We start from the raw sequence: 24,339 nt of genomic DNA, 5'->3' as shown, positions 1-24,339 counted from the left end.
GGTGCTCGTTCCTATTGCGGTGCCCGTGCGACCAAAGGCGCGCTCGCGAGCACGATGACGAGGAGTGCAGCGAGTCCCCAGAAGGCGGCGGTCAGGCTGGTGGCGGCCGCAACGAAGCCGATGCCGGCGGGGCCGAGCAGCACGCCGGAATAGCCGGCGGTGGTCACGGCTGCGACAGCAAGTCCCACGGGCATGACGGTTTGTGCGCCAGATCTGCGGAATAGGACCGGCACGAGGTTCGACGCGCCCAAGCCGATCAAGGCAAAGCCCACCAGAGCGGCGATGACCGAGGGAACGGCGAGCAGCACGACGAAGCCCGTGATCGCGAGCCCGCTTCCCCACAGCAAGGTGGCGCGATCGCCGATGCGCGCGACGACGGCGTCCCCGGCGAGGCGGCCCGCGGTCATGGCGATCGAGAACATGATGTAGCCGAGCCCGGCCTGCGCAGCCGGCAAACGCCCTGAGCCGCTCAATAGGAGCGCGCTCCAGTCGAGCATGGCGCCTTCGACCAGGAACATGATCGCGGCCAGCGCTGCCAGCAGCAGCACGGCGCCGTGAGGCAAGACGAGCAGGGGCCCGGACTGCGCCGGCTTGCCCGCGAGCAGCCGTGGGGCCGCGAGCATCATCGCAGCCAACGCGAGCGCGGCGCAGGCGAGCGTGCCCGGCAATGGCGCGATCTCGAAGGCCAGCAACGCCGTCATTACGCCGGAGCCGGCGAAGCCGCCGATGCTGAATTGCGCGTGAAAGCCGGACATCAGCGGCCGGTCGCTCAGCCGCTCGACCTCGATCGCCTGGATGTTCACGGACACGTCGAGCGAGCCGAGCGCGGCGCCGAAGGCGAACAACGCCAGCGCAAGCGTGAGCGGCGTCGTGGCGACCGTCAAAGGCGGCAGCAGGAGAGCGAGGGCAAACCCGCTGACCATCACAACCGGCTTGCTGCCATAGCGCGCGCTCAGCACCCCCGCGGCCAGCATCGATGCGACCGAGCCGACGCCAAGCGACAGCAGCAGTAGCCCCAGCGTGGCATCGTCCACTGCCAGCCGCTGCTTGGCGAACGGCACCAGCGGCGCCCAGCAGGCGATGCCGAAGCCGGCGACGAAAAAGGCGAGGCGTGTCGCGAGCTGCGCCGCGCGATTGTCTGAACTCATTTGCAGGTTCCTGGATGTGTGGAAGGCGCCGTCAACCGGGCGGTGCGGCCGTGACGATGGGGACGCCCGCCCGTTTGAGCAAAGCGAGCCGGGCCGCCGGCGCATCATGCTCGACCACGAGCTGGCCGATCGTCTTGACGGCGGCAACGCGGTGATGCGCTCGGGTCTCGAGCTTCTCGTTGGTGACCATCGCGACGCTCACGCGGCTCCGCGAGAGCAGGGTGCGCTTGAAGGCTGCATCGGCCGGATCAATGGCGCTGAGACCGGCTTGTGCTGATAGGGCGCAGGCGCCGATGAAGCAGCGGTCGATGTTCAAGCGCTGCACCTGCAAGAGGGCATCGGCGTCGACGCAGCCGCCCACGGCCGGGTGAACGGAGCCGCCGATCACGATCAATTGCAGGTCCTGCCGGTGCAGCACGGCTGCGGCGATGTCGATGGCGTTGGTCGCGACGATGAGATCGAAATCCTCGGGCAGGACCTCGGCGAGCGCGAGATTGGTGCTGCCGCTGTCGAGGAACAGAAATTCGCCGCGCGCGATGTTGCGTGCGGCCGTCCGTGCGAGCGCCAGCTTGCGATCGCGATCCCTGCCGATCCGCGCCGCCATCGGTGTCATGCCGCCGGCAATCGGCAAGGCGCCGCCATACACCCGGCGGCAGCGTCCTTCGGCAGCGAGCGCGCGCAGATCACGCCGGATCGCATCCTCCGAGACACCGAACTCGGTCGCGAGAGCGGCTGCGATGACGGCCTGTCCGGCAGAGAGGCGGCCGGCAATCTGATCGCGGCGCGCGAGGGGAAGGTCTGACATGCCTCTTCTTTATCATGCAACAACAAGAAATAAAACATGCATAATCGTGCATCGTGCAAATTGTTGTTTTCGTCGGCGGCCGAGCGTGCCATTGCGTGGGTGTGAAGTGACCGGGAGCAGGATGTGACCGCCGCCTATTCGTCAGCCCCGCCGGCCTTCGTTGCCGTCGACTGGGGAACCTCCAGCTTCCGCGCTTGGCTGATGGCCGCTGATGGAGCGCAACTCGCCGAGACGCGCGGCAGCGAAGGCATGCTGCACTGCGCGAGCGCGGGCTTCGCCCCGGTGCTGCACGACCATATCGAGAAGCTCGGCGCAGCAGCAGCCGACCTGCCCGTGCTGATCTGCGGCATGGCTGGGGCACGGCAGGGCTGGGTCGAGGCGCCGTATCTGCACACGCCGACACGACTCGATGCGCTGCACGACGGTGCGATCCGTGTGGACACCGATGGCGATGTTCGCATCCTTCCCGGCCTCGCTCAGGCCCGCGCCGATCGTCCCGATGTGATGCGCGGCGAGGAGACCCAGCTCCTTGGCGTCACCGCGTCGGATTTTTCCGGCATCGTCTGCATTCCCGGCACCCACAGCAAATGGATCCGGATCGAGGCCGGCGCCGTGGTCGACTTCGCGACCTACATGACGGGCGAGCTGTTCGCCGTGCTCTCGCAGCACAGTATTTTGATGCACGCCGTCGCGCCTGATGGAGCAGATGCTGCCGACGGCGCGGCATTCCGCGCCGGCCTCGCGACAGCGCAGGCAGCCCCGACCGCTCTGAGCAGCACGCTGTTTCGGCTCCGTGCGGCGCAACTGCTTGGCTTCGAGCAACGCTCCGATGGCGCCGCGCGTTTGTCCGGCTTGTTGATCGGCAGCGAGATTGCTGACGCTCGCGCGCAGTTCGGCGCAGATCGTCCGCTTCGGCTGATCGGAGCCGGCCGTCTCGGCCATCTCTATCGCGATGCGTTGATCGCGAGCGGATTCACCGTGAACGAATGCGACGCCGAGCAGGCGTCCCGCCGCGGCCTCGTGAAGGCAGCCCGGCAGATCTGGGGAGCACGTTTCTCATGACACAGTCCGTTGCCTGGCCGCCGGTCAAACGATCTCTCGTGGCGATTCTGCGCGGCATCAAGCCCGATGAGGCCGAGGGGATCGTCGACGTGCTGATCGAAGCCGGGTTCGAGATGATCGAGGTGCCGCTCAACTCGCCCGATCCGTTCGTCTCGATCGAACGGCTGGCGAAGCGGTTCGGCGCGAATTGCCTGATCGGCGCGGGGACGGTGGTGAATGCGCCGGATTGCGTGCGCGTCGCGGAGGCCGGCGGGCGGTTGATGGTCAGCCCGAATGTCGATGTCGAAGTGCTGGCGACGGCGCAGGCTTACGACATGGTGACGATGCCCGGCGTGTTCACGCCCTCCGAGGCGTTCCTTGCCTTGCGCTCCGGCGCGTCCGCGTTGAAATATTTTCCGGCCTCGGTGCTCGGCCCTTCAGGGATTGCGGCACAGCTCGCCGTGTTGCCGAAGGGCGTCGTGGTCGGTGCGGTGGGGGGCGTCTCCGAGAAGAATCTCGCCAGCTACGTCGCGGCCGGTGTTACCGCGTTCGGCCTCGGCTCGAGCCTCTACAAGCCGGGCATGACGGCGAGCGACGTGCGGGAAACGGCGTGGGCTTCTGTTCACGCCTATGATGCGGCGGTCGCCGCAGGCTAAGTGGCCCATGCTCCTACATGACGGTTCCGTGACGTATTTATGAAACTGGTATAGGCCTTCGGCGTTGAAAAGGAACTTGTGTTTGTTCTCTCAGCGTCACGGCAATGCACAGCACGATCGGAAGAAGCCTCACCCCGCCGACGCGATCGAAACCGCCGGGTCTCCGTGCCACGATCCGCGTGAAGCCGACCAAGATCGACCGGACGATCGCGGATTTTGCGGCACGCGCGACCGTGCCGTCCGTTCAAACGCTCGGGCGCGGTCTGTCATGGGGCGCGGATGAAAAGGTCTGGCTGGCGCTGAGCGCGGTCGGATGGATCATCAGCCGCGGCCAAGCCCGCTCGGTTCAACGCGCTGCGAACCACGCACTTCTCGTCACCGTTGCCGTGTCGGCGCTGCCGCATGTGATGAAATCGGTGTTCAACCAGACGCGGCCGGACCGTGAGACGTTGCGAGGTCATCTCGACGGCGTGCAGCTGTCAGGGCGCGCGGAGGATGCCTTCCCGTCAGGGCACGCGCTGCATATGGGAGCGCTGTACTCGGGCGCGAGCACGCTGCCGGCTCCGGTGCGGATTGGACTGAGGAGCATCGCACTCGGCCTTTGCGCCACGCGCATCCTCATCCTGGCGCATTGGGCCAGCGATGTCGCCGCGGGATTCCTGATGGGGGCTCTGGTCGAACGCGGGCTGCGCCTGTGGACCGGTTATGGGCAGGACGGAGCCAGTCCCACATGACCGAATATCTCATTCGCTTTGTGGTCGGCGGCGTCATCGTCTCGGCCTTCGCCATGATCGGCGATGTGCTGCGTCCGAAGAGTTTTGCCGGCTTGTTCGGCGCCGCGCCGTCGGTAGCTCTGGCGACACTCGGCGTTGCCGTGGTGACGCATGGCGCGGCCTATGCCGCCGTCCAGAGCCGTTCGATGATGTTCGGCGCCGTCGCGCTCTGTCTCTACAGCGTGACCGTGTGTCAGCTTTTGATGCGACTTCATCTGCGCGCGCTCACGGCGAGCCTGCTTGCGACCGTGGTGTGGCTGGTCGCCGCGTTCGGGCTGCAAGCGATCTTCTCCGGAGGCGCGTGATGCTGATCCGCTTGTCTCCATCATCGCTGAAGGACGGCAAGTGGCATGAATATGTGGTCCGCTTCGCGCTCGGCGGCGCGGCGACGGTCGTAACGGGACTGATCGCTAAGGGCTTCGGTGCTGCGATCGGCGGCCTCTTTCTCGCGCTGCCGGCGATCTTCTGCGCCAGCGTGACCTTGATCGAGACCCATGAGATCAGGCGCAAGCGCCAGGAGGGACTGACCGGCGAGCGGCGCGGACGCGAAGCAGCGGCGCTCGACACCGCGGGCGCGGCGCTCGGCAGCATCGGCCTGCTCGCTTTTGCTGCATTGTTCTCCGCGCTGGTCCGATCCGGTGTCGCGATCGCCTTTGTCGCGGCGACGGCGGCTTGGTTCACGGTCGCGGTGAGCGCGTGGTGGATCAGGCGCAAGCTCCGCGTCACTGCGGCACGCAGGGCCATGAGCCGATCGGAGCCCGATCTGCAGGGACGTGAGCCGCTCGCCAACTCGCCCCGGCGTTGATCTCCCCCAACCCGCCGTCCTCCCGCGTGAACACCTGCAGCGGCCGACCGGGCCGGTGCGCTCGACGTTCATCATCAGGATCGGCGTTGGCCGGCGTCCCCATCGCGTGGCCACGTGCCCATGCGCCGAACGCGGAGCAGCTCGGCGCCCGCCGCCTCACAAAATAGATTGAATTCAAATAATTTTGCCTCAAGTGAATGGAGGCATGGCGTCTCCTCCGTCCACCGCCCGTCTCCGTTTTGGCTTCGCGCTGGTCGGGCTCGCCCGCCGTTGGCGGCGGGCGCTCGACGAGCGGATGGGGGCGCTCGGCCTGTCGGATGCGGCCTGGCCGCCGCTGGTGCATCTCGACCGCTTGGGCGACGGCATCAGCCAGAATGAGCTGGCGGCGCGCTGCGGCATCGACGGCTCGAGCCTGGTGCGTCTGCTCGACCTGCTTGGCGAGCGCGGCCTGATCGAACGGCGGATATCGCCGAGCGATCGCCGCTCGCGGCTGGTGTTTCTCACCACCAACGGCAGGCGGATGCTGAGATCAGTCTATCGCGTCCTCCAGGAGGCCGAGAGCGAGATGCTCCAGGATATCGACGACACGCGCCTGCAGGCGACGCTCGACATGTTTGCCCGGATCGAGCAGCGGCTCGGCGAAGGAGACGATCAGGAATGAATGCGCCAACCACGTCGCGGCTCGGCTTCGACGGAGCCAAGCTGGTATTCGGCTTTCGCACGGCGATCGCCGCCTGCCTCGCGCTGCTGTTGGCCTGGTTGGCCGGATTGGAGCACCCGCAATGGGCGGGAATGACAGTGTGGGCGGCCTCGCAGCCGCTGCGCGGACATCTTCTGGAAAAGAGCGCGGCCCGGCTTGCCGGCACAATCATCGGTGTGCTGTTCGGCCTCGCGTTGATGCGCGTCGCGCGCGGCGACCCGATGACGCTCGTGATCGGCATCTCGCTTTGGATCGGCCTGTGCGCCTTCGCCGGCAATCTCGTTCGGGGCTACGCGTCCTATGCCGCGATCCTCTCCGGCTATTCGGCGGCGATGGTGGCGCTGCTCGACGCAGCCCATCCCGAGCATGTGCTGGCGCTGGGGACCGACCGCGTGCTGACCGTCGGTGTCGGCATTCTGGCCGCGCTAATTGTCGGCTTGCTGTTCGCCGCGCCCGGCGACGATGTGTCGGTGCTGGAGAAAGTACGGCATCTCAACGCGCGACTGATCGCCGACATCGTGGCGCGGCTCACGGGAGCGCCGGTCTCGGAGAATGAGCAGCGTTCGATCCTCTCGGATATCTCCGCGCTCGAGGGTCAGCTCGACCTGCATGGTGCGGGCTCACGTTATCGGCGGCGGCTGGTTCGCAAGGTCCGCGCCGTCTTGGCCGCGCAGGTCTCGGCCGTGCTGTGGCTGCGTTCGGACGACAGTCGCGCAAGTGACGCAACGCTCGTCGACCAGGTGGCAGACACGAAGCTCTCCGACTGCGGATCGTCCGCGCTGGCGCTGCAGCGCTTGTACGAGGCTGCGGCCGCTACACATCCGCAGGGGTCACTGACATCAGTCCTGAACGATCTGGCCGCAGCCACGAGCAGCCTGGATGATCTCGACAGAGACCCTGCTGCAGAGCCGCTCCTGCATCGCGATTGGATGCTGGCGCGCCGCGCGATGCTGCGCGCCCTCGTCGCGATGCTGGCGACCGGCCTGGTCTGGCTCGTGACCGGCTGGGACATGGGCGGCTTCATGATGCTGGGAACGGCGATCATGCTGTCGGTGTTCTCGACCTTCGAGAAGCCGGCGGCCATCCTGCCTCACGTGCTCGCCGGACAGGTGCTCGGTGTGGGCCTCGCCTTGATCTGCCGCTGGCTGGTCTGGCCCTATGTCGGGGGATCGCTCGGTGCGGTTCTGGCGATGGTGCCCTTCATCCTGCTCGGTGCGCCGCTGTCGTCGCATCGCCTGACCCAGCGCCTGGCGTTCGACGTCAACATGGTGCTGCTGCTGATGCTGCAGCCGAGCTGGCCGCAGACCATGACCTTCGAACATTCGCTGATGGCCAGTCTCGCGGTGGTCGCAGGCCCGGTGGTCGGGTTGATCGCCTTCAGCCTGATCTATCCGGTCGATAGTCGCCGCCGCTACGAGGCCGTCAGATATGCGATGATCGACGATCTCGAACATCTCGCGGCCACTGCCCTGCAGTCGGACCGCCGCAAGCAATGGCGCGCGCTGCTGCATCATCGCGTTCTGCTCGCCGTCTATTGGGGTGAACGCGCCGCGTATCCGACGCCGCGCCTCGCCGAGGATGCGCTGGCGTTGCTGTACGTCGGACAGGCCGTCGAGCAGCTCGGCGAGTTTGTCGCATGCGCGCCGTCGCCCGGTGTCAAGCGGCGCTGCGCGGCGACGCTGGAGCGGCTGCACCGGATCGGCACGGACCCGGTGCGCGCCGCGCGTGCCTTGCTCGCAATGGCCCGCCGGCTGCCGGCCGAGATGGCCAGCGGCACGACGGTCCTGGCGCAGGCGGCGGCAAAGCTCGCCGAACGCCCGGCAGCCTTTCGCAAGACGGCCGTCGACGCGCGCTAGCTCGCGGCGGCGTTGATCTCCGGCGCGCTGCTGTCATCCGCGGACTGTGTGAATGCCTGCAGCGCCTCGGCCATCTGGATGCGGCCGCCGACGCCGGTGATGACCACGTCCACCATCGTGAACGACGAGTGGAAATGGCCGCGCGCCTTGAGCTGGCCGACCGGCACACCGGCGGCCGACAGGGCCTCGGCATAGGCGATGCCCTCGTCACGCAGCGGATCGAACTCGCAGGTGACGATGTAGGCCGGCGGCAATCCCTTCAGCTGGCCGCGCAGCGGCGAGACGCGCGGGTCGGTACGATCCGCCGGCGAGCAGTAGATGTCCCAGAACCAGTACATCAGCCCGCGTGTGAGGAAGTAGCCGGCCCCGTTCTCGGTGTAGGACGAACGATCGAAGCTGCAATCCGTCACCGGACACACCAGGAGCTGACCGCCGATCGCGGGCCCACCGCGGTCGCGCGCCAACTGGCAGGTGACCGCGGCGATGTTGCCGCCGGCGCTCCAGCCCGCGACCAGCACCGGCCCCTCGCGGCCGCCGAGCTCTGCCGCGTGCTCGGAGACCCATTTCGCCGCGGCATAGCCATCTTCGGCCGCGGCGGGGAAGCGGTGCTCCGGCGCGTGGCGGTAGTTCACGCTGACGAAGATCATGTTGGAGCGGCGGCATAGGTCGCGACAGAACGGATCGTCCGACTGCTCGTCCCCGAGCACCCAGCCGCCGCCATGGAAGTACACGACGATCGGATGCGGCCCGGGCGTGGCTGGCCGGTAAAGGCGGTAGGCGAGGGGGCCGTCGGCGCCTGGCAGCGTGCCGTCCTTGACCTCGCCGACGGGGCGGCCCGGCGGCCGGGCCTTGTTGAATTCGGCGATGAAGTCGCGCGCGCCCTGCGCGCCCATCGATTCGATCGGCGGCAGGTTCATCTCGGTGAGCATGTTCAGCACCAGCCGGACATCCGGCTGCAGTTTCACGATCTCGCCGTCGTTGCACTGTGTCGCGCCGTCCGGCCCCGTGAGCTTGAAGCCGAGCATGCCGCGCTTCACGACCTCGTTGCAGATGCCGCGATACGGCCCCACGCCGCCGGTGTAGGGCATCAGCGTCTGCGGCTTGCCCGGCACGTTGGCGCCCGTGTACCAGGTGTTGGCGAGCCGGTGCAGCGTGACGGTCGAACAGTCCGCCATGTGGCGCATCCAGCCGTCCTGCGCCTTCTCGGTCGGCTCGATCGTCGTGAAGCCGGCGTCGCGCATCGCGGCCAGGCGCTCGACGACGAAGTCGACATGCTGCTCGATCGACACCGCCATGTTGGACAGCACGGATGGGCTGCCGGGACCGGTGATCAGGAAAAGATTGGGGAAGCCGGCGACGGTGAGACCGAGATAGGTCTCCGGGCCATTCGCCCAGCTGGCGTCGAGCGACTTGCCGCCGCGGCCCTTGATCGGATGAATCGCGCGGATCGCGCCGGTCATGGCGTCGAAGCCGGTCGCGAACACGATGACGTCGACGTCGAAGCTGCGCTTGTCGGTCTTGATGGCGCCAGTGGTGATCGACGCGATCGGCTCCTTGCGCAGGTTCACCAGCGTCACGTTCGGGCGGTTGAAGGTCGCGTAGTAGTTGGTGTCGAGGCACGGACGCTTGGCGCCGAACGGATGATCGTGAGGCGTGAGCGCCTCGGCCGTCTCGGGGTCCTTGACGATCTCCCGGATCTTCTCGCGGATGAGATCGGCGAGCAGCGCATTGCCATCGGCGTCGACGCCCTGATCGGCCCAGAGCTGGGTCAGCATGCCGACGAGATCGCCCGACGCCCACATCTTCTCGAAACGTTCGCGGCGCTCGGCATCGCTCAGTGCCCAGCTGAATTCGGTGGCCGGCGGGATCGGCACGCCGGTCATCGACCAGCGCGCCTGCTCGCGCAGGCCGGCGCGATCCTGCGCGAGCTGCGCGGCACGATCCGCCGGCAGCGGGCCGTTATGCGCGGGGAGCGCGAAGTTCGGCGTGCGCTGGAACACGGTCAGTTGCGCCGCCTGCTCGGCGATGATCGGGATCGACTGGATCGCGGACGAGCCGGTGCCGATCACGGCGACGCGCTTGCCGCGGAGATCGACTCCGTCATGCGGCCAGCGGCCGGTGAAGTAGATCTCGCCCTTGAAGTCATGCACGCCGTCGATTTCCGGCGGCTTCGGCTGCGACAGGCAGCCGGTGGCCATGATGTAGTGGCGGCAGGACACGGCAGGGCCGTTGTCGGTCGTCAGCAGCCAGCGCTCTTGGCCTTCATCCCAGGAGGCGCCGAGCACGCGGGTGCCGAAGCGGATGTCGCGGCGCAGGTCGTAGCGATCGGCGACGAAGCCGAGATAGCGCAGGATCTCCGGCTGGGTGGCGTATCTCTCCGACCATTGCCAGGCAGTTTCGAGCTCCGGATCGAACGTGTAGCCGTAGTCGACGGTCTGGATGTCACAGCGCGCGCCGGGATAGCGGTTCCAGTACCAGGTGCCGCCCACATCATTGGCAGTGTCGAGCGCGACCGTGGAGAAACCCGCCTTGCGCAACCGATGCAGCAGGTACAACCCTGCGAACCCGGCGCCGACGACGGCAACGTCCACCGTCTGAGCTTCGCCGTGAGTCGATTCCTGTGCGCGTGCCTCGACCAGACCGTCTGACATGCTGACCTCCCGATGATTTTATGATTGCTGGGAAGGCTAGCCTTGCTCGTTTGGTTTGTCAGCACACAAAACAACGATCTGCGGTTGTTGCGCCGCAAGAGGCGACTGAATTCGTTATGCCAGGCGCTGATTTTGCATCGCCGATCAAAACGCCGTTGCGGAGTAGACAAGACCCTGAGAAAGCGACAGAAAGCGCTCGTGTCGCGGCGCATTCACCAAGTTTCAACGTATCGCGACTGTAACAACCGCTACACTACGCCACATCCACGATTGATCAGGCCAGGCCCATGCCGCTCTCGCTGCCCAAGCAAAAGATCCGCGTTCTGCTCCTGGAGGGCGTGAACGACTCGGCCGTTCGCATGTTCGAGGCCAGCGGCTATACCGAGGTCGAACGGCTGCCGAAGGCGCTCGGCTCGGCGGAATTGAAGCGCATGCTATCGGGCGTGCACATGCTCGGCATTCGCTCGCGGACCCATCTGACCGCCGATGTCTTGCAGGCGGCCGACCGGCTCATGGCCGTCGGCTGCTTCTCGGTCGGCACCAACCAGGTCGATCTCGACGCCGCCAAGCGGCTCGGCATCCCCGTCTTCAACGCGCCCTATTCGAACACCCGCAGCGTCGCCGAGCTGACGATCGCCGAGGTCGTGATGCTGATGCGGCGGATCTTCCCGCGCTCGGTGTCGGCGCATGCCGGCGGCTGGGACAAGTCGGCCAATGGCAGCCGCGAGGTGCGCGGCAAGACGCTCGGCATCATCGGCTACGGCAATATCGGTTCGCAGCTGTCGAACCTTGCCGAAGCCATGGGCATGCGCGTGATCTTCTTCGATCTCACAGACAAGCTGCGCCATGGCAATACCGAGCCGGTCGAGAGCCTGGACGAGCTGCTGGCCAATAGCGACGTCGTCTCGCTGCACGTGCCGGAGACGCCCGCCACCGCCAACATGATCGGCGAGCGCCAGATCCGGCACATGAAGGACGGCGCCTATCTGATCAACAATTCGCGCGGCACGGTCGTCGACATCGATGCGTTGGCGAGCGCGCTGCGCGAGGGCAAACTCTCGGGCGCGGCAGTCGACGTGTTCCCGGTCGAGCCGGCCTCGAACGCCGATCCCTTCGTGTCGCCGCTGCAGGGCCTGCCCAACGTGATCCTGACCCCGCATGTCGGCGGCTCCACCGAGGAGGCGCAGGACCGCATCGGCGGCGAGGTCGCGCGCAAGCTGATCGACTATTCCGACGTCGGCTCGACCTTCGGCGCCGTGAACTTCCCCCAGGTGCAATTGCCCGCGCGTCCGACCGGCACGCGCTTCATCCACGTCCATCGCAACGTCCCCGGCGTGCTGCGCCAAGTCAACGAGGCGGTGGCACGGCACAACATCAACATCCTCGCGCAATATCTGCAGACCGATCCCGAAGTCGGCTACGTGGTGCTCGAGACCGACGTCGTCGGCGGCGAGGGCGAGGAGCTGCTGTCGGAGCTCCGGGCGGTGGAAGGCACCATCCGCGTCCGCGTGCTGTACGATCACGACCGGCCGTGAGCGCGAAAGGCTGACGTCGATGAGCGCACAGTCCCCATCCTCGTCAGCCTCCTCCATCGTGCTCAGCACGACCGTTCCGGCGCGGGTGCTGCGACATGATCCGCAATACGGCATGTCGACCTTGTTCTTCGCCGATGGCGAGCTGCGCGTGCCGATGGTCGACGCCGCTGTCGATGCCGGCGTCTCCGTGACCATCGAAGCCCGCGACGTCTCGATCGCGCTGTCGCGCCCGATGGATGTGTCGATCACCAATCGGCTGCCTGGCCGGATCGAAGAGATCCTGCCGCTCGACCCGCCCTATGTGCGCGTCACCTTCAATCTCGGTTCAACGAAGCTTCATGCGCTGGTCACGCTCGAGTCCGTCGAGCGGCTGGCGCTGGAGCCGGATCTCTCCGCCTGGGCGATGATCAAGAGCGTCGCGATCGGGCCCGGCGCGGTTCGGCCTTCGGAGCTGCCTCGGCCGCGCCGCTGGCCCGCTTCTGATAGTGGGGATCGGTAGCCTTCTGCAACTCGGTAAGCGCAGCCGTCGTGGCGGTGCGCGTGCGTCGTTGCATCGATTGATACAGCGCGATCAGCCGCTCGCCGAACGGCGTGATCTCGGCGCCGCCGCCACGTCGGCCAGGATGCGTCTCGAACACCGGCGTCTCGAAGGTGCGATTGAGCGCATCGACCATCAGCCAGCATTTGCGATAGGAGATGCCGCTCGCGCGCGCCGCGCCGAGGATCGAACGCTCCCTGCGGATATGGTCGATCAGCAGCAGATCCTCGGGCGACAGGCTGCCGCCATTGCCGAAATTGATGGTCAGCTCGATCTGCGCTGTGCGCTTCATGTCCATCCGATCTGCCGTCACATGACCCTGATCACGTCATGCGCATTCTCGCGATGTCATGACCCGACGAGACCAGTCCGTCAACCAATCGGCGTGCCGAGCGACTCCGGCTGGGACGTATTCGGCCAGGCCGTCGGTATAATTTTGCCACTCGCTCATCATGGCCGGCGAGACCGCGGTGATGACCGGAAGTCCGGCCGAGATCGCCGAGCCGAACGCGTCGGCGAGGCCGCCTCCCGCCGCTTCCTGTTTGCCGAACTTGCTGAGGATGACCACGTCGGTGCCACGCGCGATAGACTGCTGCACGGCGGCGCAGGCGAGCACCAGGCCTTCAGGATCGAGATTGCAGGCCTGCGACCCCGGACCGAGGTCCTGCGAGATCGAGAACAGCCTGTTGTCATCGAGGCTGCGCAGCATCATGGCCTTGCACGGCTTCGTCTTGTCAGCGCTGCTCTCGATCACGCCGGACACGCGCAATCCCGCATCTGCAAGGCGCACGGCGAAGTTGCCGAGCAGCTCCTGGATCACGCTGGACGCTGCGCCTTGCAGCGCCACGATCTGGTACGACCCGACCTCAGCGACACCCACGGCAGTCCTCCTCACACCTTGGCGGAGACGCGGCCTGCCGTCCGACCGGTTTGCATGATCTGATGAACGGCCGACACGACGCTCGCGGCGATCGCCTGCCCGCGTTCGTCCATGCCGGTCCAGGCGGCGTGGCGGCCGCGCGGATCGATCTCGAGCAGCTTGACGTCGGCCGGTACGCGCATCCCGTCACGCGCGATGCCGCGCAGCGCGCCGTCGAGTGGCGCCAGCACCGGTGTGCCGCCGAGCGAGCCGAGCTGCATCCCTTTGTAGACGCGTGTGCCGATGTCGAGTGGCGTGTGCCAGACGGCGTCCTGGTCGGAATAGACGAAACGCTCGCGACCCGCGCCGCCGAGATCGCGCGCCTTGCCGTCCGCGTTGCGCGTGGTGCCCTGCGCGACGATCGCGCCGGTCTTGCACGGATGGGTCTCGATCGCGATGTCGCAATTGTGCCCGACCGCAAAGCGCGGACCGATGCCCACCGCGATGCCGGCGACGCCGCGCAGGTCCGGCGTGACCAGATGCTTCTGCATCCGCGCATCGACGATGACGGCGGGATAGCGGAAGGCGATGACGTCGGTGAGATGCATCCCGGTGACAACGACGAGGTTCGGCTCGCGATGAAGCCGGACGACGTCCGCAATGCTCTCGGCCCGGCCTCCGATCGCGCCGCCGACCTCGCACGCCTCGCCGAACAGCACGTCGTGGAACGCCATGCCGCGGCGGATCACCGGCGGGAATGCGTCGTGACAGAGCACGATCGCGAAGCGGGCGTGGCTGAGCTTCGCCGCGACGGCGGAGGCGATCTCGTTGGTGCCCAGCACCAGCGCCAGCGGCTTGGGCGCGTTCGGATGCCAGGTGACGGCGGCGGCTTTCATGCTGATGACCTCGTGTTGCGAGATCGGATTAGCAAGCGTTGGGCCAGCAGGCCGGCCGCGAGACAAGTCATTCGAAGACTTCGCGAATCCCGGAACGGTCGGGACGGCTTTGGGTATAAGCTATATTGTCAAAGATATAACATGAGACGCTATATTGTCGCGTATACAACAGGCCTATTGCAGGAGACAGGGCGGGGACTTTGGCCTCAGGCGAGGGGCTCTTCGCGGCGGACCAGCGCGACGCCCTTGACCTGGGCGTAGACGGAAAGGCCGGCCTTGATGCCAAGCTCGTTCCACGAGCGCTGAGTGACGCGCGACAGCAGCCGCGCGCCCTGGCCATCCTCGCCGAGGCCGAGTAGGGCGGTGACGCGGTGATCCGACTGGCTGCGGATCTCGAGAATCCTTGCTCTGAGCACGTTGACGATGGTGCTGCGGCTCGGCGTTTCCACGGCGAGGCTGACGTCATCGGCCAGCACGCGCAGGCGGCGGCGGGTGCCCAGGGTGAGCGACTCGGCCGGAACCAGGAAGTATCCGCCGTCGACGTCGAGCGTCGCCATGCCGTCGGTCGCATCCTGCTTCAGCACGGTGGCGTCGAGGCTCACGGCGGCATCCCGTGACAGCGCGAGCGGCAGCGACAGATCGGCCTGCAACTTGGACAGTGGACCCGACGCCAGCACGGCGCCATTGCGCATCAACACCAGCTGATCGGCAAGCCGCTCGACCTCGGCGATGTCGTGGCTGATGTAGAGGATCGGCAGGACGAGCGCGGCATGCAGCCGCTCCAGATAGGGCAGGATCTCATCCTTGGTCATCTGGTCGAGCGCCGACAGCGGCTCGTCCATCAGCAGGAGTTTGGGCTGGCTGAGCAGCGCGCGGCCGATTGCGACGCGCTGCCGCTCGCCGCCGGAGAGATGCCGCGGCGAGCGCTCCAGCAGCCTGGCGATGCCCAAGAGCCCCACGATCTCGTCGAAGCCAATTGCGCCGGCTCCGGTCTTGCCGGGATGGCCATACATCAGGTTGCGGCGAACCGAGAGGTGCGGAAACAGATTGGCTTCCTGAAACACGTAGCCGATCGGCCGCTGATGCACGGGGCGGAACGTTTTCTCATCCTGCCAGACATCGCCGGCGACGGAGCAGAGCCCGTTCAGACGATTGAGACCGGCAATGCAGCGCATCACCGCGGTCTTGCCGCAGCCGGAGGGGCCGAAGATCGCGGTGACGCCGCGGGCTGGCACCTCGAAACGCGCATTCAGCTCGAAGCGGCCGAGCGTGCCGCGGAAGTCGACCTTGACCGTGCTCATGAGGCGCTTTTCGTCATCTTCTTCTCGATCAGCATCATCGTGAGAATGACTGAGAACGAGAACACGACCATGCCGAGCGCAAGCACCGAGGCCTCGGTCCATTGCGAGGTCTCGACATAGTCGTAGATCGCAACCGACAGCACCTTGGTCTTGCCGGGAATGTTGCCGCCGATCATCAGCACGACGCCGAACTCACCGACGGTGTGGGCGAAGCCGAGGATCGCGCCGGTCAGGAAGCCCGGGCTCGCCAGCGGCACGGCGATGGTCCAGAACGCGCGCCACGGCGAGGCGCGCAAGGTCGCCGCTGCCTCCATCGGCTTCTCGCCCATCGCCTCGAAGGCGTTGCGGATCGGCTGCACCACGAACGGTATCGAGAACAGCACCGAGCCGATCACGAGACCTGGAAATGTGAAGGCCAGCGTCCGCGCGCCCCACAGCGAGGCCAGCGCTCCGCCAGGGCCGCTCGGACCGAGCGCCACCAGCAGATAGAAGCCGAGCACGGTCGGCGGCAGCACCAGCGGGATCGCCACCAGCGCTGCGACCGCCTCCTTCCACCACGCCCGCGACCGCGCCAGCCACCACGCGATCGGCGTGCCCACGAGCATCAGGATGACGGTCGTGAGCGCCGCGAGCTCGAGGGTCAGCCGGATCGGTTGCCAGATATCGGCGGAAACGTGGAGGTTCATCCTTTGGGCATCATCGATCGAAGGGCTCAGCTGCCGGACTTCGGGTCCAGAGCATAGCCGAACTTCTCGATGACGGCACGGGCTTCCGGGGTCTTGAGAAAGGCCAGGAAGGCGGTGGCCGCCTCGTTGCCGGCCGAGGCCTTCAGCAGCACCGCATCCTGGCGGATCTCGGTGTAGAGATTCTGTGGCACCAGCCAGCGCGAGCCGCCGGCATTAGGCACCAGCTGCGACAGCGCGACGAAGCCGAGCTCGGCATTGCCGGTGTCGACGAACTGGAAGGCCTGCGAGATGGTGTTGCCCTGGACGATCTTCGGCTGGACCGCCTCAAAGAGCTTGAGCGCCTTCAGCGCTTCGATGGCGGCGGCGCCATAGGGCGCGGCGGTCGGATTGGCGATCGAGAGCTTGTTGAACGCGTTCGCCTTCAGGGTCTCCTCGCCCTTCACGATGTTCGGATCCTTGCTCCACAGCACGAGCTTTCCGATCGCATAGGTGAAGCGGCTGTCGGCGACGCCGAGGCCGTCATCGACCAGCTTCTTCGGCCGCTCATCGTCCGCAGAGAGCAGGATCGCGAACGGCGCGTTCTCCTTGATCTGGGTGTAGAACTGGCCGGACGAGCCGAAGCTCAGCACCACCTCGTGGCCGGTCTTGGCCTTGAACAGGCCCGCGATCTCCTTGGCCGGCTCGGTGAAGTTGGCGGCGACCGCGACGTTTGCGCTGCCGGCAAAGGCGTTCGCGCCGGTCAAGAGAGCAACAGCCGCGCAGAGGGCGGCGGTGGCGAAGCGCATCGATCTCATCACATTGTCCTTGTTGTATTCACCGAGCAGGTTCGTTGCGGTGAATTGCAAGTCCCGTTCCGCTGCATCGGCGGAGCCGATGCCGTGCTATATCCATTCGTATATATCAGAATAGACAGCTCGGCCGGTTCCCGTCAACACGAGGGACTGCCGCGTGCCGACGCGATGCGTGTCAATGTTCGGGTTTCGACAATCGATGCGGCGCCGTGTCGCAAACACGACGGCCTGGGGATTGCGTTGCCCAGGCCGCCGCGGCAGCTAAAGCATGATTCGGAAAAGTGCGCAGCGGTTTTCCGAAAAAATCATGCGCAAACAATAACCTAAAGCGCGATGACGATTCATCCTGATCTCATCGCGCTTTAGGCCAGCCGTTCCCAGAGCTGGCGCACCAGCATGCCCGCGCCCTTCTCGATCGCGGCGGCGGCATCGAGCGCGAGGTCCTCGCGATAACGGCCCGCGATCAGCTGCACGCCGATCGGCTGGCCATTGTGGACCGTGACCGGCACCACCGCGCCGGGCAGGCCGAGCACGTTGATCGCGGAGATGAAGCGGATCTCGTTGAAGAAGATCTCCTGCACCCGCTCGGCGCTGACGGTGTCGTCGCGCGGACCCGGAGTCGGCTTCACCGTGGTCGGGGCGAGCACCACCGGATAGTCCTCGAAGAACAGCTGCCAAGCGCGGATATGGGTGGAGCGCTGCGCCGTCGCCTTCATCCAGCCGGCCAGGTCGAGGATCTCGGCCTTGGCCCGCATCCCGCCCCACGCCTTGTGGAAGTCCTCCGAGGTGACGGCGAGCATCTTGGCCTCCTGCATCACCACCCCTTCGGTGGTGATGACATCGCACCAGGTCTGCCAGACGCCGGAGATGTCGGGCACCTCGACCTCGCTGACGCGATAGCCGGAGCGCTCCAGATGATCGGCAGCCTGCCGGAGCGCCGCGCGCACCGAGGGATCGACGTCCATGTCGTCGGGGATCTTGGCCAGCGCGACCTTGATCGGTCGCTTCGGCTTGTCGCCTTCGAGCGGCGCCGGCACCCACCAGGGATCGCGCGGATCGCGCCGGCTCATCACCTCCAGCGCCAGCCGGACATCGGCGACGCTGCGCGCCAGCGGGCCCTGCGACGACATCAGGTGCGCCAGCATCGGCCGCTCGCCTGCGGCACTCTCATTGTAGGCCGGAATGCGCCCCTGGGTCGGCTTGATGGTCACGACGCCGTTGCAATGCGCCGGCCAGCGCAGCGAGCCGCCAATGTCGTTGCCATGCGCGATGGTGCCGATGCCGGCGGCAACGGCGCTGCCTGCGCCGCCCGACGAGCCGCCACAGGTGATCTCCGGATCCCACGGGTTCAACGTCAGCCCATGCAGCGGATTGTCGGTGAAGCCGCGGAAGGAGAATTCCGGCGTGTTGGTGAGACCGAGCACGATCGCGCCGGCCTTCTTGAGGTTGCGCACGACCGGCGCGTCCGACGGCGCGATGATGCCCATCTGCGCCTGAACGCCGTTCGGATTCGGCCGGCCCTCGTAGTCGACATTCTCCTTGATCGTGACGGGCACACCGTGCAGCAGCCCGGACTTGTCACGGGCCTTGTCGGCGGCGCGCGCGGCCTTCAGGGCGTCTTCGCTGAGATCGACGACGACCGCGTTGAGCTTGGGATTGACCGCATGCATGCGCGCGATGTGCGCCTGGGTGACCTCGACTGAGGAGACCGCGCCCGAGCGGATCGCCGCCGCCGTCTCGACCGCTGACCATTGCCAGGCCGGTCCCTTCGGCAGTCGCGGCTTTGCCGCAGCGGCCTTCACCTGCGGCCTCGGCACCGCCTTGGTCATGGCCTTCGCCTTGGCGGACGGTTTTGCCTTGGCCGCGGTGCGCGCGGCGGCGCGCTTCGGGACCGGCCGGGCGGCCTTTGCCGCCGGCTTCTTCGCTGTCTTTGCCATGCTATTCCCCCCAGTTCTGGTTTCAGGCAACCGACATCGTCAGCGGCGGCTCGACCTCCGCCGGCAACGGGCTGACGTAGGGCGTCCGCGTCGTCCGCTTCGTCAGATCGGCTTTCGCGGCCGCGATCAGCGTGGGCTCGTTCAGCGCCTTGATGCCGAGGCCGGCCATCGCCTTGGCCGCCTGCACCATCGCCTTGTGGGCGGCGGGCGTCTTGCCCTGCGCAACCACCTGCCAGGTGTGGAACGGCGTGCCGATCGCCACCGTCGGCGCGTGCACTTGCACCGTCGGCACCACCCAGCTGACGTCGCCGACATCGGTCGAGCCGATCTGCGGATTACGCTTGGTGTTGAGCGGCACGAGGAAGTCGGCGAGCGGCCTGTCGGTCGGGTCCATGCCGATGCTGTAGTAGACGGACTCGATATCCTTGTCGGTCAAGGTCGCCTGGATCTGCCCGGCGAAATCCCTGTCGCTGTCGTCGAAATGCGGCGGCCCGAGCTCCTGCATCACCTCGTACAGCGCCTCTTCGAGCGGCGTGTTCGGCAGGATGTTGGAGACCGCCGAGATGATCTTCATCTCGACCTTGGTCTCCGTCATCATCGCCGCGCCTTGCGCGATCTTGTGCACGCGCCCGACCAGCTCGTTCATGCCGGGCAGGTCGCGGGCACGGATCGAGTAGCGCACCCGCGCATGGGCCTGGACGACGTTGGGCGCGATCCCGCCGGTGTCGAGCAGCGCGTAGTGCACGCGGGCATCGCTCGGCATGTGCTCGCGCATGTAGTTGACGCCGACATTCATCAGCTCGACGGCGTCGAGCGCGCTGCGGCCGAGATGCGGCGACGCCGCCGCATGCGAGGTGCGTCCGGTGAAGATGAAGTCGGCGCGGGTGTTGGCCAGCGACGGCGTCATCACCACTTCCCAGAAGCTGGAGGGATGCCAGGTGATCGCAATGTCGGCGTCCTCGAACGCGCCCGCGCGCACCATGAAGGCTTTTGCCGCGCCGCCTTCCTCGGCCGGACAGCCATAGTAGCGTACCCGTCCCGGAACCTTGTTGGCGGCGAGCCAGTCCTTCACGGCGGTGGCGGCGAGCAGCGCCGCCGAGCCCAGCAGGTTGTGGCCGCAGCCATGGCCATGCCCGCCGGTCTCGATCGGACGATGCTCGGCCACGCCGGCTTCCTGAGAAAGGCCGGGCAGGGCGTCGTACTCGCCCATGAAGGCAATGACCGGACCGCCTTCGCCCCATTCGCCCATCAGCGCGGTCGGAATGCCCGCGACCTTCTCGGTGATGCGAAAACCCTGGTGCTTCAGCTCGGCGAGATGTTCGGCAGAGGAGCGGGCCTCGGTGTAGCAGACCTCGGGCATGCTCCACACCCGGTCGCTGAGCTCGATGAAACGGGTCTTGATCGCGTCGACGCCGCGCCAGATCTCGCTGCGATTATCCATTTCCGGTCCTGTCCTCTTTAGCCGATAGGAAGCCGCTATGGTTATCAGCTAAGTTCCCACGCGCCTAGCGATCCCCGCCGGGAGCAGCCATGCTCGCGGTGCCAAGCCGTGGGCGCGTGCTCCAAGCCTTGAGCAGGTGATGCTGGCATTGAATGCAGTGCGATGATTTCCGCGCCGCAATGCCGTGCGCCTTGGCGCGGTGTTCTCACATTTCGGAACTGCCAACGCGCGCGGTTGCCGCGGGCCGGTCCAGGAACGATCGCAGTCCGCCCCTGTTCTCGCTTCCAGGAGCGCGGATTGCCATGCGTGCAGGACCAGTCACCATCATCGTTGCTTTGCTGCTGATCCTCGCGGCCGCCGTCGTGTTTGCCTACCAGGGGCTGACACTGCCCGGCGATCCCATGCCGACCGAGGGATGGATCGCGCTCGCGCTCGGCGTGGTGTTTTCGCTGATCGTGGGGATCGGGCTGATGGTGCTGCTGTTCTACAGCAGCCGCAGGGGATACGACGAGCCGTCACATTTCACGCCGGAAGATCCTCGGGACTGAGCGGCTCATTCCGGCCGCGGCGGATGCTCGGTGCGCGGATGCCGGTCGTGCAGAAGCTTCGCAAGCCGATGTCGCAGATCGTCGTGGCCGCGCATCGCGGTCTCGAACAGCGCCTCCTGGATGTCGCGCGGCATGTCGCCCCACACGCTGATCGCGGCGTTGCCGAGCAGCTCGGCGAAACGGTTCTCGTCCATGCGGCACCTCCGAACGAGGTGACGCCCTCGCGCCGCGAAGGTTTCAAGCGGCCTACTGCGTGACGAACAGGACGGTCGCGATCGCCACCGAGGCCGCAATGGCCGACACCGTGCCGGTGGTCGACAGCACGCCCATCCGCCGTAGCGCGGCTGCGAACACGATGATGATCGGCGTGGCGGTGACGAGGCCGAATTGGGCTTCTGTCATGGGATCTGCTCCTGGCGGTGTCGCGGATCTCTATCGCAGTCAGGAGCCGCGCAGTTTGTGCACCGACAAAGAGGATCTCGGCTCCCCTGACTAGCGTCCGGGTATCCAACCGGAGGGCGCGATGTCGGCACTCACATGCGAAACAGACGAGGAGGAGCGCTGGGGCGTGCTCGACGGGCTGCCCGGCGATCCCATGATGTGGGTGCTGATCCTCAGCGAGCTCGTCGCGTTCGGCCTGTTGCTCTCTGCCTTCATCGTCGCTCGTGCCGTCAACCCGACCGTGTTCGCCGCAGGGCAGGCCGTGCTCGACGGACCGCTCGCCGCGTTGAACACGATCGTGCTGGTGACGAGCGGCTGGGCCGCCGCGCGGGCGGCCGCAGCTGCGCGGCGCGCATCCGTTCGCAATGCACGGCGCTGGATCGCACTCGCCATGATGCTCGGTGCTGCGTTCATCGGCATCAAGCTGACCGAGTACGGCAACGAGATCGCATCCGGTGCCAGCCTCGAATCCTCGGTCTTCTTCACCCTCTACTTTCTGCTGACAGGCTTCCACCTGCTGCACGTCCTGCTCGGCATCGTCATCCTCGCCATCGTCAGCCACCACGCCACGTCCGGCGGCGTCGAGACCGGGGCAGCGTTCTGGCACATGGTCGACCTGGTCTGGATCGTCATCTTCCCAATCCTTTATTTGGTGAGGTGAGCCATGTTCCGCGATCGACTTGATTTCGCCTGGCTGCAACTGCTGAGCTTCGCTCTCGCCACGCTCGCAGCCTCGCTGCTGGTACCCGGCAAATGGTTCGTCGACGCTCTCGTCCTTTCGCTCGCCCTTGCGAAGGGCAGGGTGATCGTTCTCGACTATCTCGGCCTGCGCCATGCGCCCGCGCTGTGGCGCGGTCTGCTCACCACCTGGCTCGCCGGTCTGGCAGCCTTTTCCGCGCTTGCGGTTGCCATCCGGGCTCTCGTCTGACGGCCGATCGGCGCGCTGGTTGCGCCCCGACAAAGAGCCCCTCGGCAGCGCCGGTAGATTGCTTTCACACACCATCGACTCTTCACCAACCGGAAAGGACGTGTCATGGCGGAACGCCTGACCAAGTCGGCCGCGCGGAACGTCTTCTACGGCGGTTCGGCCTTCTTCTTTGCGATCTTCCTCGGGCTGACCGCGCACAGCCACTACTACATGGTCACGACCTCGACCAAGGCGTCGACGCTCTCGGATGGCGTCGCGCGCGGCAAGCATGTCTGGGAGAAGAACTCCTGCATCAACTGCCACACGCTGCTCGGCGAGGGCGCCTATTTCGCGCCGGAGGTCGGCAATGTCTGGGACCGCTGGGGCGGCCGAGAGGATCCGGCGGCTGCCCGCGAGATGCTGAAGTCCTGGATGCAGTCGCAGCCCTCCGGCGCGCCCGGCCGGCGGCAGATGCCGCAGTTCAACCTGTCCGACCAGGAGCTCAACGACCTCGCCGACTTCCTGCAATGGACCGACACGATCAAGCGCCAGGACTGGCCGCCGAACAAGGCCGGCTGAGCCCTGCATCCCGCCCTTCATCCACGAGAGAGATCCGCGATGAGATATGAGACCCAGAAGGTCGCGATGCTGTACTTCTACGGCGCGCTGACGCTCTTCCTCGCCCAGGTCCTGTTCGGCCTGCTCGCCGGCACCATCTACGTGCTGCCGAACACGCTGTCGGTCCTGCTGCCCTTCAACATCGTCCGCATGATCCACACCAACGCGCTGATCGTGTGGTCGCTGATCGGCTTCATGGGCGCGACCTATTTCCTGCTGCCCGAGGAGACCGAGACCGAGCTCTATAGTCCGCTGCTCGCCAAGATCCAGTTCTGGATGTTCTTCGGCGCTGCCGGGGCGGCCGTCGTCGGCTATCTCTTCCACTATCACGAGGGCCGCGAGTTCCTCGAGCAGCCCTTCATCATCAAGGTCGGCATCGTCGTGGTCTGCCTGATGTTCCTGTTCAACGTCACGATGACGGCGCTCAAGGGCCGCAAGACCACGGTGACCAACATCCTGCTGTTCGGGCTGTGGGGCGTCGCGATCTTCTTCCTGTTCGCGTTCTACAACCCGGCCAACCTCGCCGTCGACAAGATGTACTGGTGGTACATCGTCCATCTCTGGGTGGAAGGCGTCTGGGAGCTGATCATGGCCTCGATCCTGGCCTTCCTGATGATCAAGCTCAACGGTATCGATCGCGAGGTGGTCGAGAAGTGGCTCTATGTCATCATCGGCCTGGCGCTGTTCTCCGGCATCCTCGGCACCGGTCACCACTTCTACTGGATCGGCGCTCCCGGCTATTGGCAGTGGATCGGCTCGCTGTTCTCGACGGTTGAAGTCGCGCCGTTCTTCACCATGGTGATCTTCACGGTGCAGATGACACTCAAGGCTGGCCGCAAGCATCCGAACCGCGCCGCGCTGCTGTGGTCCGTCGGCTGCTCCGTCATGGCGTTCCTCGGCGCCGGCGTGTGGGGCTTCCTGCACACGCTGTCCTCGGTCAACTACTACACTCACGGCACGCAGGTCACCGCTGCGCACGGCCATCTCGCCTTCTTCGGCGCCTATGTGATGCTGAACCTCGCCGTGATGGCCTATGCGGTGCCGCAGCTGCGCCAGCGCGCGCCCTATAATCAGTGGCTCTCGATCGCGAGCTTCTGGATCATGTGCACGGCAATGATGGTGATGACCTTCGCGCTGACCTTCGCCGGCATTCTCCAGGTGCATCTGCAGCGCGTGCTTGGCCAGAGCTACATGGACGTGCAGGACCAGCTCGCGATGTTCTACTGGGTGCGGCTCGGCTCCGGTGTGTTCGTTGCGATCTCGGCGCTGATGTTCGTCTGGGCCGTGCTGGTGCCCGGCCGTGCCAAGCAGGCGGTCATCCCCGGCGCCTTGCAGCCCGCGGAGTGAATCCTCGCAGGCGGCGGCCCCGCGGTCGCCGCCTGCAATCCCCGATTTTGGAGAGAGAT

Annotated in this window: 27 protein-coding genes; 14 read left to right on the top strand and 13 right to left on the bottom strand. The window is 66.3% G+C overall.

Annotation, left to right across the window (positions count from 1 at the left end; all coding sequences use genetic code 11):
• Positions 1-11: 11 nt before the first annotated feature.
• Positions 12-1,148: an MFS transporter gene (locus tag BRAD285_RS24945; RefSeq protein WP_006612839.1), complete on the bottom strand. Its 1,137-nt coding sequence runs from the start codon at positions 1,146-1,148 to the stop codon at positions 12-14.
• 31 nt (positions 1,149-1,179) lie between these two features.
• A complete protein-coding gene (locus BRAD285_RS24940; protein WP_006612840.1) occupies positions 1,180-1,953 on the bottom strand; it encodes a DeoR/GlpR family DNA-binding transcription regulator in 774 nt (257 codons plus the stop codon).
• A gap of 123 nt (positions 1,954-2,076) precedes the next feature.
• On the opposite strand from BRAD285_RS24940, the gene BRAD285_RS24935 reads away from it, so the two are divergent.
• The 7 genes from BRAD285_RS24935 (at position 2,077) to BRAD285_RS24905 (ending at position 7,784) form a co-directional block, all read left to right on the top strand.
• Entirely contained in the window at positions 2,077-3,015 is a 939-nt protein-coding gene (locus BRAD285_RS24935) for a 2-dehydro-3-deoxygalactonokinase (protein WP_006612841.1), read from the top strand.
• On the top strand, positions 3,012-3,650 hold the full coding sequence (locus BRAD285_RS24930) for a 2-dehydro-3-deoxy-6-phosphogalactonate aldolase (protein ID WP_006612842.1): 639 nt from the start codon (positions 3,012-3,014) through the stop codon (positions 3,648-3,650). Before BRAD285_RS24935 ends, BRAD285_RS24930 begins: the two co-directional genes overlap by 4 nt.
• A gap of 104 nt (positions 3,651-3,754) precedes the next feature.
• Positions 3,755-4,384: a phosphatase PAP2 family protein gene (locus tag BRAD285_RS24925; RefSeq protein WP_006612843.1), complete on the top strand. Its 630-nt coding sequence runs from the start codon at positions 3,755-3,757 to the stop codon at positions 4,382-4,384.
• On the top strand, positions 4,381-4,728 hold the full coding sequence (locus BRAD285_RS24920) for a DUF3147 family protein (protein WP_006612844.1): 348 nt from the start codon (positions 4,381-4,383) through the stop codon (positions 4,726-4,728). The genes BRAD285_RS24925 and BRAD285_RS24920 overlap by 4 nt, the downstream gene beginning before the upstream one ends.
• Positions 4,728-5,228, top strand: a complete 501-nt coding sequence (locus BRAD285_RS24915; protein ID WP_035647037.1) for a DUF3147 family protein — start codon at positions 4,728-4,730, stop codon at positions 5,226-5,228. Before BRAD285_RS24920 ends, BRAD285_RS24915 begins: the two co-directional genes overlap by 1 nt.
• A 205-nt stretch (positions 5,229-5,433) precedes the next feature.
• Positions 5,434-5,889, top strand: a complete 456-nt coding sequence (locus BRAD285_RS24910) for a MarR family winged helix-turn-helix transcriptional regulator (RefSeq protein ID WP_006612846.1) — start codon at positions 5,434-5,436, stop codon at positions 5,887-5,889.
• Positions 5,886-7,784 carry an FUSC family protein gene (locus tag BRAD285_RS24905; protein WP_083846414.1) on the top strand — a complete coding sequence of 633 codons (1,899 nt, stop codon included), beginning with the start codon at positions 5,886-5,888 and terminating at the stop codon, positions 7,782-7,784. Before BRAD285_RS24910 ends, BRAD285_RS24905 begins: the two co-directional genes overlap by 4 nt.
• Here the strand turns inward: BRAD285_RS24905 and BRAD285_RS24900 are convergent.
• Entirely contained in the window at positions 7,781-10,435 is a 2,655-nt protein-coding gene (locus tag BRAD285_RS24900) for an alpha/beta hydrolase fold domain-containing protein (protein ID WP_006612848.1), read from the bottom strand. The two genes, BRAD285_RS24905 and BRAD285_RS24900, sit on opposite strands and share 4 nt — an antisense overlap.
• A gap of 287 nt (positions 10,436-10,722) precedes the next feature.
• On the opposite strand from BRAD285_RS24900, the gene serA reads away from it, so the two are divergent.
• On the top strand, positions 10,723-11,970 hold the full coding sequence (gene serA / locus BRAD285_RS24895) for a phosphoglycerate dehydrogenase (RefSeq protein ID WP_006612849.1): 1,248 nt from the start codon (positions 10,723-10,725) through the stop codon (positions 11,968-11,970).
• Between the two features lie 19 nt (positions 11,971-11,989).
• Positions 11,990-12,469: a TOBE domain-containing protein gene (locus tag BRAD285_RS24890; RefSeq protein WP_006612850.1), complete on the top strand. Its 480-nt coding sequence runs from the start codon at positions 11,990-11,992 to the stop codon at positions 12,467-12,469.
• Here BRAD285_RS24890 and BRAD285_RS24885 read toward each other — a convergent pair.
• From BRAD285_RS24885 to BRAD285_RS24850, 8 genes are all read right to left on the bottom strand, one after another.
• Positions 12,378-12,800 (bottom strand): winged helix-turn-helix domain-containing protein, encoded by a 423-nt coding sequence (locus tag BRAD285_RS24885; protein WP_006612851.1) that lies wholly within the window; start codon positions 12,798-12,800, stop codon positions 12,378-12,380. The genes BRAD285_RS24890 and BRAD285_RS24885 overlap by 92 nt on opposite strands.
• 36 nt (positions 12,801-12,836) lie before the next feature.
• Positions 12,837-13,388, bottom strand: a complete 552-nt coding sequence (locus BRAD285_RS24880) for a DUF2478 domain-containing protein (RefSeq protein WP_085962831.1) — start codon at positions 13,386-13,388, stop codon at positions 12,837-12,839.
• Positions 13,389-13,399: 11 nt separating this feature from the next.
• Positions 13,400-14,263 (bottom strand): hypothetical protein, encoded by an 864-nt coding sequence (locus BRAD285_RS24875; RefSeq protein ID WP_006612853.1) that lies wholly within the window; start codon positions 14,261-14,263, stop codon positions 13,400-13,402.
• Positions 14,264-14,469: 206 nt separating this feature from the next.
• Positions 14,470-15,564, bottom strand: coding sequence for a molybdenum ABC transporter ATP-binding protein (modC, locus tag BRAD285_RS24870; RefSeq protein WP_006612854.1), 1,095 nt, complete (start codon positions 15,562-15,564; stop codon positions 14,470-14,472).
• Complete coding sequence (modB, locus tag BRAD285_RS24865; RefSeq protein WP_006612855.1) at positions 15,561-16,250, bottom strand: molybdate ABC transporter permease subunit; 690 nt, start codon at positions 16,248-16,250, stop codon at positions 15,561-15,563. The genes modC and modB overlap by 4 nt, the downstream gene beginning before the upstream one ends.
• A 26-nt stretch (positions 16,251-16,276) precedes the next feature.
• Positions 16,277-17,044 (bottom strand): molybdate ABC transporter substrate-binding protein, encoded by a 768-nt coding sequence (gene modA / locus BRAD285_RS24860; RefSeq protein ID WP_006612856.1) that lies wholly within the window; start codon positions 17,042-17,044, stop codon positions 16,277-16,279.
• Positions 17,045-17,403: 359 nt separating this feature from the next.
• A complete protein-coding gene (locus BRAD285_RS24855; RefSeq protein ID WP_006612857.1) occupies positions 17,404-18,978 on the bottom strand; it encodes an amidase family protein in 1,575 nt (524 codons plus the stop codon).
• A 22-nt stretch (positions 18,979-19,000) separates the two neighbouring features.
• Positions 19,001-20,419, bottom strand: a complete 1,419-nt coding sequence (locus BRAD285_RS24850; protein WP_006612858.1) for a M20 family metallopeptidase — start codon at positions 20,417-20,419, stop codon at positions 19,001-19,003.
• Between the two features lie 302 nt (positions 20,420-20,721).
• On the opposite strand from BRAD285_RS24850, the gene BRAD285_RS24845 reads away from it, so the two are divergent.
• Positions 20,722-20,967, top strand: a complete 246-nt coding sequence (locus BRAD285_RS24845; protein ID WP_006612859.1) for a hypothetical protein — start codon at positions 20,722-20,724, stop codon at positions 20,965-20,967.
• A 5-nt stretch (positions 20,968-20,972) separates the two neighbouring features.
• Here BRAD285_RS24845 and BRAD285_RS24840 read toward each other — a convergent pair whose 3' ends face one another.
• Together BRAD285_RS24840 and BRAD285_RS35875 are read right to left on the bottom strand one after the other, a co-directional pair.
• Complete coding sequence (locus BRAD285_RS24840) at positions 20,973-21,161, bottom strand: hypothetical protein (RefSeq protein WP_006612860.1); 189 nt, start codon at positions 21,159-21,161, stop codon at positions 20,973-20,975.
• Positions 21,162-21,213: 52 nt separating this feature from the next.
• The gene (locus BRAD285_RS35875) at positions 21,214-21,369 is read right to left on the bottom strand and encodes a hypothetical protein (protein WP_006612861.1); all 156 of its coding nucleotides are present in this window, start codon (positions 21,367-21,369) and stop codon (positions 21,214-21,216) included.
• A gap of 121 nt (positions 21,370-21,490) precedes the next feature.
• On the opposite strand from BRAD285_RS35875, the gene BRAD285_RS24830 reads away from it, so the two are divergent.
• The 4 genes from BRAD285_RS24830 to BRAD285_RS24815 all read left to right on the top strand — a co-directional run bounded on the left by BRAD285_RS24830 (position 21,491) and on the right by BRAD285_RS24815 (position 24,280).
• Complete coding sequence (locus tag BRAD285_RS24830) at positions 21,491-22,069, top strand: cytochrome c oxidase subunit 3 (protein WP_006612862.1); 579 nt, start codon at positions 21,491-21,493, stop codon at positions 22,067-22,069.
• A gap of 3 nt (positions 22,070-22,072) precedes the next feature.
• The gene (locus tag BRAD285_RS24825) at positions 22,073-22,336 is read left to right on the top strand and encodes a cytochrome C oxidase subunit IV family protein (RefSeq protein WP_006612863.1); all 264 of its coding nucleotides are present in this window, start codon (positions 22,073-22,075) and stop codon (positions 22,334-22,336) included.
• A 105-nt stretch (positions 22,337-22,441) separates the two neighbouring features.
• Positions 22,442-22,894, top strand: a complete 453-nt coding sequence (locus BRAD285_RS24820; protein ID WP_006612864.1) for a cytochrome c — start codon at positions 22,442-22,444, stop codon at positions 22,892-22,894.
• A 39-nt stretch (positions 22,895-22,933) separates the two neighbouring features.
• Positions 22,934-24,280 carry a cbb3-type cytochrome c oxidase subunit I gene (locus BRAD285_RS24815; protein ID WP_006612865.1) on the top strand — a complete coding sequence of 449 codons (1,347 nt, stop codon included), beginning with the start codon at positions 22,934-22,936 and terminating at the stop codon, positions 24,278-24,280.
• Positions 24,281-24,339 lie beyond the last annotated feature (59 nt).

Origin of the sequence: Bradyrhizobium sp. ORS 285 (genome assembly GCF_900176205.1) — a bacterium.
GTDB lineage: Bacteria > Pseudomonadota > Alphaproteobacteria > Rhizobiales > Xanthobacteraceae > Bradyrhizobium.
This window is presented reverse-complemented; position numbering and strand designations above follow the sequence as displayed.